The organism is Kordia algicida OT-1, assembly GCF_000154725.1.
GTDB classification, from domain to species: Bacteria; Bacteroidota; Bacteroidia; order Flavobacteriales; family Flavobacteriaceae; genus Kordia; species Kordia algicida.
The window spans coordinates 2,961,214-2,974,000 of record NZ_DS544873.1; the positions used below are offsets into that span (position 1 = coordinate 2,961,214).

Annotated in this window: 9 protein-coding genes; 4 read left to right on the forward strand and 5 right to left on the reverse strand. The window is 33.4% G+C overall.

What is annotated here, in order from left to right:
* Positions 1-229: 229 nt before the first annotated feature.
* From KAOT1_RS12605 to KAOT1_RS12615, 3 genes are all read right to left on the reverse strand, one after another.
* Complete coding sequence (locus tag KAOT1_RS12605; protein WP_007095208.1) at positions 230-850, reverse strand: LysE family transporter; 621 nt, start codon at positions 848-850, stop codon at positions 230-232.
* Positions 851-960: 110 nt separating this feature from the next.
* Positions 961-3,672, reverse strand: coding sequence for an AsmA-like C-terminal region-containing protein (locus KAOT1_RS12610; protein WP_007095209.1), 2,712 nt, complete (start codon positions 3,670-3,672; stop codon positions 961-963).
* 162 nt (positions 3,673-3,834) lie between these two features.
* Positions 3,835-4,551, reverse strand: a complete 717-nt coding sequence (locus KAOT1_RS12615; protein WP_007095210.1) for a queuosine precursor transporter — start codon at positions 4,549-4,551, stop codon at positions 3,835-3,837.
* Positions 4,552-4,731: 180 nt separating this feature from the next.
* Here KAOT1_RS12615 and KAOT1_RS12620 point away from each other — a divergent pair, with 180 nt between their 5' ends.
* The gene (locus KAOT1_RS12620) at positions 4,732-4,962 is read left to right on the forward strand and encodes a hypothetical protein (protein WP_007095211.1); all 231 of its coding nucleotides are present in this window, start codon (positions 4,732-4,734) and stop codon (positions 4,960-4,962) included.
* Positions 4,963-5,032: 70 nt separating this feature from the next.
* Here the strand turns inward: KAOT1_RS12620 and sppA are convergent, their stop codons facing one another.
* Positions 5,033-6,802 carry a signal peptide peptidase SppA gene (gene sppA, locus KAOT1_RS12625; protein WP_007095212.1) on the reverse strand — a complete coding sequence of 590 codons (1,770 nt, stop codon included), beginning with the start codon at positions 6,800-6,802 and terminating at the stop codon, positions 5,033-5,035.
* Between the two features lie 254 nt (positions 6,803-7,056).
* Here sppA and folK point away from each other — a divergent pair, with 254 nt between their 5' ends.
* Positions 7,057-8,190 (forward strand): 2-amino-4-hydroxy-6-hydroxymethyldihydropteridine diphosphokinase, encoded by a 1,134-nt coding sequence (gene folK / locus KAOT1_RS12630; protein WP_007095213.1) that lies wholly within the window; start codon positions 7,057-7,059, stop codon positions 8,188-8,190.
* 303 nt (positions 8,191-8,493) lie between these two features.
* Here folK and KAOT1_RS12635 read toward each other — a convergent pair whose 3' ends face one another.
* The gene (locus KAOT1_RS12635) at positions 8,494-9,288 is read right to left on the reverse strand and encodes a DUF2797 domain-containing protein (protein WP_040559532.1); all 795 of its coding nucleotides are present in this window, start codon (positions 9,286-9,288) and stop codon (positions 8,494-8,496) included.
* Positions 9,289-9,419: 131 nt separating this feature from the next.
* On the opposite strand from KAOT1_RS12635, the gene KAOT1_RS12640 reads away from it, so the two are divergent.
* Positions 9,420-10,940 carry a GH3 auxin-responsive promoter family protein gene (locus KAOT1_RS12640; protein ID WP_007095215.1) on the forward strand — a complete coding sequence of 507 codons (1,521 nt, stop codon included), beginning with the start codon at positions 9,420-9,422 and terminating at the stop codon, positions 10,938-10,940.
* A gap of 187 nt (positions 10,941-11,127) precedes the next feature.
* Complete coding sequence (locus KAOT1_RS12645; protein ID WP_007095216.1) at positions 11,128-12,759, forward strand: OmpA family protein; 1,632 nt, start codon at positions 11,128-11,130, stop codon at positions 12,757-12,759.
* The last annotated feature ends 28 nt before the right edge of the window (positions 12,760-12,787 follow it).

Here is a 12,787-nt window from a genome sequence, read left to right on the forward strand (position 1 = left end):
TAGTTTGTTGGCATATATCATACGCCTTTGCGAGCGTTTGAGAAAATTGTGGCAATTTGAAAATGTATCAATTAATTTCAAACAACACTCAAATTTGTCTTATAAACTCATTTAAAATTTAAAAATCAGCATCTTACATAAAACAAATAATGCTATCTGAAACAACATTGGATCATTGAATTTTTAAATCTTTGAATTGAGCGAAGCGAACCTAAAAGCATTGGCGTTACTAACTAAACATATACTTCAATAACTGCACACAACCAATCACAAACAACAAAACACCAATCACACGATTGATAACAGTTGCAATATTTTGTACTTTGTTTTTGATGAATATACTAAATCGGCTGTAGCCGTAAAGCGTTAATAATTTTCCTAAATACACGCCTGAGAAGAACACAAATAGAATTGCTAAAGACGAATTCATATTCAATTGAAAGTTGTTTTGGTTTAAATACGAAATCATAAATAACCAATAAACCAACACTGGCGGATTTAATAATCCGAGAAATAATCCTGTGACATATTTGGACATTTTAAACTTTTTTTCACGTGCTGTTTTTTGTTTTTTGAAGAATAAAATTCCGCCAATTAAAAATAGTACTATGGCGATCAGCACTTGTATCCACTGATTCATATCAATAAAATTTGCAACCATCATGCTGCAATGAAGCGCGTAAAATGAAATGATAATTTCTGCAATTCCCGCCGCAAAAGCAATCTTCATTGCATTGCGTGCATCTGCTTTTAATGTGGTATTTATGACCGAAATATTTACCGTTCCCAAAGGAACTGCGCCAATAAATGTCACTAAAATTCCAACCGCAAAGTATATTAAAAATTCCATGAGGTATTGGTAGGAACTTTTTTAAGATCATTACAGTTTTTTTGAAATTAACTTGAAATTGAATCTGAAACTAAACTTGAAAATTTGATTCTACGACTGATTTACAATGATTAGTTTACAGAATCTTGTACTTTTTCCTGCTGTTTTTTTGCTTCTTCTTCGGCTTTTGCCTTCGCTGCTGCTTCTTGTCGCGCTTTTTCTTCGGCTTCTTTTTTCTTTTTTCGATTTCCTAGTAAATTCCCCAAAACACTTCGTACTTTATCGCCTGTAGAATTTGGTGTCGTTACGGTAGAATCTTTTTGAGTTTCATTTTTATCACCTTTAATCAATCCGCCTAAAATACCATCAACAGTATCGCTTCCTGTATTGATGTTTCCTAGCGCTTCTTGCGCTTTTACTTTGGCTAATTTTATGGCTAAATCTTTGGTGGCACTTGCCAAATCGGTTGTGAAACTTGGACTTGTAAAGTTTCCTGAAATCTTCGTAGATACAGGAATTGTAATATTCTTTGCTTCTTCCGATTTTATATCTGATAATAAAGCTGTAATTTCCGAGCCTAAGTATTTTGCAGGAATTTGAAACGTTGCATTATAATTGAGCGATTGGTCAAAACCGTGACTTCCATCAACTGTAATTTCAATGTCTTTGTAGTTGAATGAAAATGGTTTTACGTTTACTTTTCCATCGTCAAAAGACAAACGCGTTTTAATGTCTTCAATACTAACTTTATTTAAATCAATAAACGTAAGTTTTTCATTGATTTTATTGAATAAATCAATATTTCTTGTCTTTAATGTTGTTGTGATTAATTCGGCAAATGCGTTTCCAGAAATTGTTGTTAGATTTGGCGTATAATTTTCTCCCAAATTACCTTTTAGCGAAATATTTGTATTCAATTTTCCGTTCAATGCTTTTGCAATTGGCGCAATGGTTTGCAACAATTCTAAACCATTGAAAGATTCTGATAAATCGAACGAATCCATTCCTAAATCCATCGCAAATGTTGGTGTGTCATTTTTGGTAGAAACCAAACCACTCATTTTAATTTTTCCGCCAAAAACATCAGAAGTTACATTGTTTAAAATCGCTTCTCCATCATCAAGTGCTAAACTTCCTTTTACGTTCGTTAACGTGATATTATCGTAAAATACCTTATTAGAATTTACATTGATGTTACAATCTAAAAATTCAGGAATTTTTAAAGCTTCACCTTGCGTAACTTTTGTATTTTGATTTTTACTTCCTTCCGCACTTGCAACCATAAAATCGTTTACGTGAAATTCATTGGAGTTTACCTTAAAATTTCCTTTTAGTTTGTCTTCATTAAAAAGAAAACCTAATAAATTTTCAATTGTTCCAGTGGCATTAAAATCACTTTTTCCGCTTTTGGCATCAAACTTTTTGAGCGAGATTTTTCCAGGAACAAAATCAATTGTTGCTTCTGAGATTGCTAACGGATTTACCACATCTTTTGAAGAAAATAAAAAATCAGAAATCTTTAAATTTCCATTATTTTTAATGCGTTGATATTGTTCTTTTTCAATTGCATTCATGTCAAAATTTGTCGTCAAATTTGCATCGAGAATTCCGCTTAATTCTTTGTTTTCTATTGGATAAGCCTTCGTAATATTACTTAAGTTTAGCTTTCCAACAATCGTTGCATTTACCTTCGGATTTGTGGTTAATTGTGAAAGTCTTCCGTTTCCACGGAATGCATCTTCGTCAATTTTAAACGCAAGATTATTTATATCTACATACGTATCTTCTGTTTTTCCTGTCGTATTTTTTAATTGTGCGTTAATGTTAATGTTTTCAACGCTTTTTGGTAAATCTGGATATTTAAAAGAAGCATTGTTAGAAACTACTTTGATGTCAATAGTTGGAATACGCGTTTCGGTAACGAGACCTTTGATTTCTCCTGAAACTTCAAAATTTCCAGCAGTTTGTACCGTGGAAATATTTTTCGCATACGCTTCTGGAATGACGGCTAAAAAGTTTTTAAAATCGGAAGAAGGTGTTTGCAAACTAATGTCAACTTCTTGCGAATCAGGATTTACTTTTACAAAACCTTCAAACTTTAGTGGCAACTGATTTACCAACGCTTCGTTTTCTAAAAATGTATATTTTCCATTTTCTAAATCCATTCCAATGAGTGCATCTAGTTTTATGTGCTGTTTGTCAATATAGTTCATGTCACCTATAGCAAACGAAACCAATGCATCTGTTTGTGTATCAAGCTCAGAAGTAGCTAATGAGAAATCGCCAAAACCTTCATGTTGCACATCTTTTAGCGCAAGTAGCGTTTTACTTTTTGCATCAAAATAGTTGATGTCGGTATTTAGAATATGATAATTGTCTATTTTGAACTTAAAATCAGATGTTTTAGATACATTTTCAGGAGTTTCAGTCGTGTTGGGTTTTGCAATGTCATAATTAGCATTTCCGCTTTCATCAACTTGAATATTTAATTTTGCATTATCAATCGTAAAACTATATACTTGAATCGCTTCATCAGTACCTTTAAAGAGTTCACCAATTGCTGTCGTGATTGCTACTTCTTTACCATAAAAAAGTGTGTCATTTTCAAAAGGTGCGTTATTGATAACTTCTACATCTTCTAACACAATAGAAGCTTTTGGGAAATTTCTAAAAAAGCTTACATCAGCATCTGTAAAATCAACCTGTGCATTTACATTTTTATTGATGTTATCTTTCACCATTGCAATAATTTTACCTTTAAATAGATACGGTGTAACTGCCAAAGCGATTATTAGAACTAGAAGTGTAATTCCTGTTATTTTTAATATTTTTTTCACTTTCATAAACTCATTTTTTTCTGCTACTTCGAATAAAGTAAAAATTTAAAAAATTTCTGTTAAGAAGGTGATAAATTTTTAGAATTGAATCATTTGAGTCAATATCTACATTGATCGCGTTAGTTGTAAAATGCAATGAAAGCTTTTTTCTGCCAAAATGGGTTTCGCTTAAGCGGAATACGTATCTAAGTTAATTTCTTCTCCAACTTTTAACTTAAAGCGTTTTCTGAACACATAAACAATTAGATACAAAAAAGGTGTGTCTAGAAAAGCAACTAAAACTTTAAAGATAAAACCACTAGCGATGAGTCCTAAATACAAATCCCAAGGTAAAATTTCAAATACACATAAAAGCGTGATGACAGAAAATGTGTCTACAAATTGTGAAGCGAACGTAGAAAAGTTATTTCGCAACCATAAATGTTTTCCTTTGGTCAGTTTTTTCCAAAAATGATACAGTTGAATGTCAATAAATTGTGCAAATAAATAGGAAAGCATAGAAGCAAAAACTGCTAGAGATGTATTGCCGAATACTTTTGAAAACGTTTCGTCATTTATGGGTGAATTATCTAAGGCAGGAACACTTTGGGAAACATAAATGATTCCTAAGGAGAAAAACGACGCAAAAATACCAGCAATAACTACTTGATTAGCTTTCTTTTTACCATAAATCTCTGAAATGGCATCTGTGATTAAAAATGTTAATGGATATGGTAACAAACCAACAGAAAGTTTGAATAAGCGTTCACCAAAAACTTCCATTTCAAATGGATACCAATAGAAAAACTTTTGAAAAATTAAGTTAGAAACTACTAAGGAAGTTATGAAAAGCGCAGCTAAATATAGGTAGATTTTAGCGGCTAGTTTTTTGTCGGCTACTGTCATTTGGTAAAGATACTAAACTTTCTTCGATGTCATTTGTGGCGATTTTAAAATCAGATCAAAAGTAACAGTCGTAATATATAAATTACGAGTCGTTATTTATAAATGACTGATTATAAGTGTTTTGATTTGATTTTGTGGGAATGTAGATTTGTTTCAATATTAATCACAAACTTTTATATTATGAAGAAAAAAGGATTTAAAAACTTGTCCCTAAACAAAAAATCAGTTTCTAATTTATCAAACATGAGTGAGAGATTAAAAGGAGGAACTGGCTCTGTTGAAACGTGTACAGGTTGGGCTAGTTGTGGTAATTGTACAGTTGACTGTGGAACCAATCCTTATGAAAGTGTTCAGCTTTGCTGGCATTCGTTAAATATTGGACCACTTCCATGTAACCAAAACAAAAAGTAAGCCGCAGTAGAAACAAAAAAAGCCTTTCCAGAAACAGAAAGGCTTTTTCATGTGATTAATAACTAACAAATTATTTAATCTCAATTTCATACGGTAATAACAATTGTGGACCTTCCATCTTTGTTATTTGCTTCATTTTTTGAAGAATTAAATAGTTTTTATCACCCAATTCTTCTTTCATCATTTCTTCTTTACTTTGGATGAATCCGCCTGTAAATTGATTTAAGATGCTTTCTAAATCTTTTTCATATACAGGTAATTCTTCAATTTTATACTCTGTCATGTCAGCAGCATCTGCGGCAGCTTGTAATGCCATATCTAGTCCGCCAATTTCATCGACCAAACCAATTTTAATAGCGTCGTTTCCTGTCCAAACACGACCTTGACCAATTTCGTCTACCGCTTCTTGCGTCATTCCACGTCCGTCAGCAACACGTTGTGTAAACAAGTCATAAATATCTTCAATTCCTTCTTTTATCAACGCACGTTGTTCGTCGCTCATTGGTTCAAATATGCTGTAATCAACAGCATTTTTATTGGTCCCTACTTGTTCAGCATTGATTCCTAAATCTTCTGCGAGTTTGTGCATATTCGGAATCGTTCCAAAAACGCCAATACTTCCCGTAATAGTATTTGGTTCGGCATAAATTTTATCTGCGTTACAAGCAATATAATATCCGCCAGAAGCGGCTAAATCTCCCATAGAAACAATGACAGGTTTTTCCTTTTTAGTCAATTCAATTTCTCTCCAAATTAACTCACTTGCCAGAGCACTTCCACCAGGAGAATTTACACGTAATACAATTGCTTTTACGTTTTCATCTTCTCTTGCTTCTTTCAACGCTTTGTTTATCACACCTTGTCCGATAAAATTTTCATTACCTTCGGCATACATAATTTGACCCTGTGCATAAATAACAGCGATTTTTTCGTCACTTTTCTTTACTGTTGGTTTTTTATCAGCAGTATACTCGGCATAATCATAAATGTTCACTCGGTTGATGTCACTATTTTCGCCCATTGCATATTGAATTCCCGCTTCATATTCGTCTTCATAACCAATTTTATCAATTAATTTTACATTCAAAGCTCGTGTTGCGGTTCTTCCTGCGAGTTCGTCTGCTAAGGTATTTAAGTGATCTGATGAAAGGTTTCTGCTTTCAGCAATTTCAGTACGCATTTCGTCCCAAATTGATTGTAAAAACACAGAAATTTGCTCACGATTCGCTTCACTCATTTCCTGATTTAAATATCCTTCAACAGCACTTTTATATTTTCCGTGACGAATCACTTCCATTTTTATACCGTATTTCTCTTGAAAATCTTTGTAATACATGCGTTCCATCGATAAACCTTTAAAATCCAATCCGCCAACAGGATTCAGATATACAGTATCTGCTACAGAGTTTAAGTAATAATCTTTTTGAGAATAATAATCACCATAAGAAACGATGAATTTGCCGGATTCTTTAAATGCTAATAAAGCATCACGCAACGCTTTTGTTTGCGCCATTCCAGCTTGAAGTGTATTGTTTTTGATAGAAATTCCTTTAATCTTATCGTCATCTTTTGCATAGTGAATTGCGTCAATAATATTGAACAATCCGTCGTGCACTTGATCTTGAGGATAAAAAGGAACTTTACTAAAATCAAATCTTCCTGCGTAATCGTCAATTGGAGCATCAAGATTCAATTCTATAATGGAATTGCTTTTTACGGAAACAATATTTTTATCAGATCCTGCGCTTGCAAAAACGAAAATCAGTAACAATAAAAAACAAAGTCCGAAGAAAACACCAATTCCAACAACTGTTGAAAGTACTCGTTTAAAAAAATTCATAGCGTATATATTTATGTAAGCCTTTTGGCAAAAGTATTTATTAATTGAATAACTAGAAAGTAAGTGTGACAAATTGTTAAAATGTTACACTTTTTAAGAAATAAATAACAGAATCTTTTTAAAGTTAGAAATAAAGCGACTTTTCATCAATTGATACATGCTAAAAAAGAACGGCAAATGTAATTTTTGCAAAAGCGATCCGTATATTTTGACTATATTTGGCGCAGCTATTTTTTGGCTAAAAACCTATTCAATTGCATCCAAACTTGTTACACACTACATATATATCTATCGGAAGTAATGTTGGCGACAAACGAGCGTATTTACAACAAGCCATTCAGCAACTTTCTGCGAATGTTGGTCGTGTGGTAAAAATTTCTCCGATATACGAAACGCCAGCTTGGGGTTTTGAAGGCAGCGACTTTTACAATGCCTGTTTGTGTATTGCTACAGCGTTGTCTCCTGCTGAAATGATGTCTGAAATTTTAGAAATTGAAGTGACGCTTGGTCGTGTAAGAAGTGCTAAAAAAGGCTATCAAAATAGAACAATTGATATTGATATTATTTTCTATGAAGATGAAAGCATGCAAACGGATTTGTTAGTGTTGCCGCATCCGTTGGCACATGAACGTAAATTTGTCATGCAACCATTGAGTGATATTGCGCCGAGTAAAATTCATCCAACGTATAAAAAAACAGTTTCGCAATTGAATGAAATGATAGTTGCAGACGGAATTCAGAAAAGTGAAGAAACCTTGCAAAATCCGGATGGTAAAAAGAATTTTTCTCGCTTTAATTACATTGCCATAGAAGGCAACATTGGTGCGGGAAAAACCTCGTTAGCCACTAAAATTGCTGAAGATTTCAATGGAAAATTGATTTTAGAGCGTTTTGCAGACAATCCGTTTTTGCCTAAATTCTATGAAGACAACAGTCGTTATGCATTTCCACTAGAAATGTCGTTCTTGGCAGATCGGTATCAGCAAATTTCAGACGATTTAGCGCAGTTAGATTTGTTTAAAGATTTTATTGTGTCAGATTATGATGTGGTAAAATCGCTCATTTTTGCCAAAGTGACGTTGCAAAACGAAGAATACAAACTCTATAGAAAACTGTTTGATATCATGTACAAGGAAATTCCGAAGCCTGATTTATACATATATCTATATCAAAACACGGAACGTTTGTTAAAAAATATCAAAAAACGCGGACGTGATTATGAACAAAAAATTCCTTCGGAATATCTAGAAAAAATTAACAATGGATATCTGGAGTTCATCCGAACACACAAAGACTTAAATGTAAAAATCATTGATGTTTCTGATTTAGATTTTGTTGCCAATGCGAATGATTATCAGAAGATTATTTCGGAAATTCATGAAGCGTAGGCTTCGACTCCGCTCAGCCTACTTTTTTAGATTCGCTTTGCTCATTGTTAAAATAAACATTATTAAAATGCACAAAGGGTTCATTTATTTTTTTAGCAGTTAGATATGAAGAATTTTCAAAGCTGATCTCAATACAATTTTTCTGCGTTTTACTGCGAAAAATCACTCTGACGTTTTGGAAAGTTTTAGATATTTATATTGAATTCATCTTTTCCGTGCAACGAAATAATTCGTACTATATCTCACAAGAAAAAACGCAAAGTCAATCCAATTATAAAATTGAAACATTTTCAAATTAGCACCTTAAGAAATCGCCAAACTCACCACCAAACCTTCATTTCCACGCACATTAAAAACGGTATTATCTTCAAAAATTAAATATTGTCCTTTAATTCCTTTTAAAACACCAGAATAATTAGGCGTTTTGATGAGGTTTAAACTTTTTACCTTTTTAGGATACGACAATACAGGAAAATCTAATTCTACCACTTCCCTATTTGCTAAATAATAATCTTGTGCTTCTTCGGGAATGAATTGTTGCAATGCTTCTTTTTTTGCTAACAAATCTGCATCTTCATTTAAGTTTTGAAGCATTTTTCGCCAATTTGTCTTATCAGATACATGCGATTTTAAAGCAACTTCCGTAATTCCCGCCAAATATCTGTTGGGAACTTCCACAATTTCTACAGCTTTTACAGCTCCTTGATCTATCCAACGCGTAGGAACTTGCGGTTTGCGCGTAACACCAACTTTTATTTCGCTAGACAACGCCAAATACACAATATGCGGTTGTAATTGTACTTTTTTCTCGTATGCCAAATCACGATCTTCAACATCCAAATGTGCGGTGCTCAATTCAGGACGCATAATCCAATCGCCTGCCGTTGGAATTTCAAAAAAACAACTCTTACAAAATCCTTGGCGGTAAATTTGCTTCTCCAAATGACAATTTAGGCATTCAAATTTTTCAAAATTCAAGGTCAGTGTTTTATTAAGTAATTGATTCATATTCAGGAAATCATCTTCAAAATTTAGGTAATATTGAATCGGTTTTCCAAACTCCGTTTGCATTTTTGTTAAAACACCTTGATACATCATTAAAGATTTTTGCTATTTTTATTCACTTAAAGTATGATTGCTTCCGAAGAAGATCGATGACGAATGTAAAAAACTTTTCGCGAGTAGCCATATTTTAACAACTAAAATCACAACCGAATAATCTTTTAAAAATGCCGATACCATTAGTAAATTCTATCGCTTCTTGGTTTTTAAAAAAACGCATCTCCCAAATAGAGCTTTTTTTAAGCAACCCAAACGAAGTTCAGCTAGAACTGCTCATGTCATTAATTACAACGGCGAAAAAGACTGAAATCGGGAAACAGTACGATTTTGCTTCTATTACCGACTACAAAACTTTCTCTGAACGCATTCCGGTAACAAGATACGAAGACATTCAACCTATGATTGAACGTTCCCGCAAAGGCGAATCGAATATTTTTTGGCCAAAACCTATTAAATGGTTTGCTAAATCGAGCGGAACGACCAATGCAAAAAGTAAATTTATTCCTGTAAGTGATGATTCTTTAGAATTGTGTCATTATGCCGCGAGTAAAGATCTGCTTTGCATGTATTTGAACAATAATGAAGGTTCGCAGATGTTTAATGGAAAAAGTTTGCGTTTGGGCGGAAGTAAAGAATTATATGAGCAAAACGGAACATTTTACGGTGATTTATCAGCAATTTTAATAGATAATTTACCGCTTTGGGCGGAATTTAGCAGTACGCCGAGCAATAAAGTATCGCTTATGGGCGATTGGGAAATTAAGATTGATGCAATTATTAAAGAAACATTACGCGAAAACGTGACGAGTTTGGCTGGCGTTCCTTCGTGGATGCTCGTTTTATTAAATGAAGTATTGGAGCAGACTCAGAAGGCAAATTTATTTGAAGTTTGGGAAAATTTAGAAGTGTATTTTCACGGTGGTGTAAGTTTTGCTCCGTATGAAGAACAGTACCGAAACTTGTTGCCCAAACCTGAATTTAAATATTACGAAATTTACAATGCTTCCGAAGGTTTCTTTGCCATTCAAGATCAGAATGACTCTGATGAACTTTTATTAATGTTGGATTACGGCATTTTTTACGAGTTCATTCCGATGGAAACTTTTCATACTCCGAATCAAAAAGTAATTCCGTTAGCTGACGTAGAAGTTGGACAAAATTATGCCGTTGTTATTACGACCAATGCAGGTTTGTGGCGTTATATGATTGGCGATACCGTTCGATTTACCTCAACAAAACCACATCGTATAAAAGTTACAGGAAGAACAAAACATCATATTAATGTATTTGGTGAAGAATTAATCATCGAAAACGCAGAAGATGCGCTAAAGAGAGTTTGTGCCGCTACCAAATCTAAAATTGTAGAATATACTGCCGGTCCTGTTTTTATGGAAGGAAACGAAAAAGGTGCACATGAGTGGATTGTGGAGTTTAAAAAATTACCAGAAAACATTGATGAATTTGCTTTTTTGCTGGATGAAGCACTTCAGAATATCAATTCTGACTACGAAGCAAAACGTTTTAATAATATTACTTTAAACAGTTTAAAATTGCACGTAGCACGCACAGGATTATTTTATGATTGGCTAAAAAAGAATGACAAACTTGGTGGACAGCATAAAATTCCACGATTGTCCAATCAACGTGATTACTTGGACGAATTACTACAAATGAATCGAAAATCGTAACTATTTAAAAATCAAATGAAAAGCTTTTTCTATAGGTAAAAACACCTGTTTTTTATACCACTGAACTCCCATTTTGTACTACTCATCGAATTTATACGTCATTTGACCAATAAAATACAGGCTACTGAATTGCTGCGTTATATTTGGTGTATCAGATTATTAACAATTTACAATACCAAATTTTAAAATGAGAAAGTTTACACCAGCGGTGCTAGTTCTTTTAGCACTGTTCACCGTAACTTTCGCAACTGCACAAGGGCCAGAGGCAGAAGCGATTGAGACGAGTGAGACCTACAGCAATGTAGCCGCCAAAGACATGGAAAGTAAGGCAATCAAAGCTTTAGATCCAAATGGATACATGTACGAATTCGAAAATCTTAATATCAACACACCTTATTCTGAGCATGCGACTGCATTTTTTAGAGATAAGGTTATTATTTCTTCTGCGAAAAAAATTGGGGCGTTTTTCACGAAGAAAGATAAAAATACAAACGAAGGTTTTTACAACTTATATTGTGGAGATTTAAGTCAAAAAGGAGATGTAAAAAATTTAGTGAATTTTTCTCGATCTATCAATACTAGAGAAAGTCACGAAGGTTCTATTGCTTTATCAAATGAGCAAAATGTTGTTTTCTTTACAAGAAGTGTTGAGGAAAACGGACAGCATAATTTAAAAATTTTTAGAGCAGAAATGCCAGAATATGAATGGACAAATATTGAAATGTTACCATTCAACGTAGAAGGATATTCTATTGAGAATCCAGTTTTATCTCCAAATAACAAAACAATTTACTTTTCATCAAACATGCCAGGTTCAAAAGGTGGATTTGATTTGTTCTCAGTAACAATTAACGATGACGGAACGTATTCTAAACCAAAAAATTTAGGAAGCGAAATCAACACGCACAAAGATGAAAGATTTCCATACATCATGGGAGACAACAGTGCTTTGTATTTTTCTTCTAACGGACATTACAATTTAGGTGGACTAGATGTTTTTGAGAGTAAAATCATTGATGGAAAATTCAATTTTCCTGTAAATATGGGAAGCTCTTTAAATAGTACTGAAGATGATTTTGGTTTCTTAATGGATCAGTCAAACTCTGGTTTCTTTACTTCTAACAGGCCAGGAGGAAAAGGTGGAAATGATATCTACTATTTTAAAAGAGAAAAAACAACACAAATATTACAAGGAACTATTGTTGATTATAAGACAAATATGATTTTACCAAATGCTACGGTAACAGTTGTTGACGCTTACGGTCGTGTAGTAGATAAAATTACTTCTGACGATAAAGGAGTTTTTACAACAACAGTGATTCCTTACAATTCTTATACATTGCATGCTTCTAAAGATGGTTTTATTGAAACTGAGGAAGAATTTGAATCTTTTAGAGGTGATGATTTTAAGCATACAGTAACCATCAAGTTGCCACAAGCAAAAGCTGAAATCGTAAAAGAAGATGAAAAATTAATGATTAAAATAGAAAATATTTATTTTGACTATAATAAATGGATGCTCAAAGATGAGTCAACATTATCTTTAAATAAGATTATTGATGTATTGAATGAGAATCCAGAAATGAAAATTGAAATCAACGCGCATACTGACAACCGAGGGAGAGCAACTTACAACAGCAAGCTATCTAACAAACGAGCTGCTTCTGCTAGAGCGTATTTGCTTAAAAACGGAATAGATGCTAGCCGTGTGATTTCTAATGGATATGGAGAATCGCAACCTATAGAAGATTGTGGCACAAAATGTTCAGAGGCGCAACACGAGACGAACCGAAGAATCGAGTTTCTTATCGTGGAGTAATTGTAAATAATACTGATATTGCCCAAAA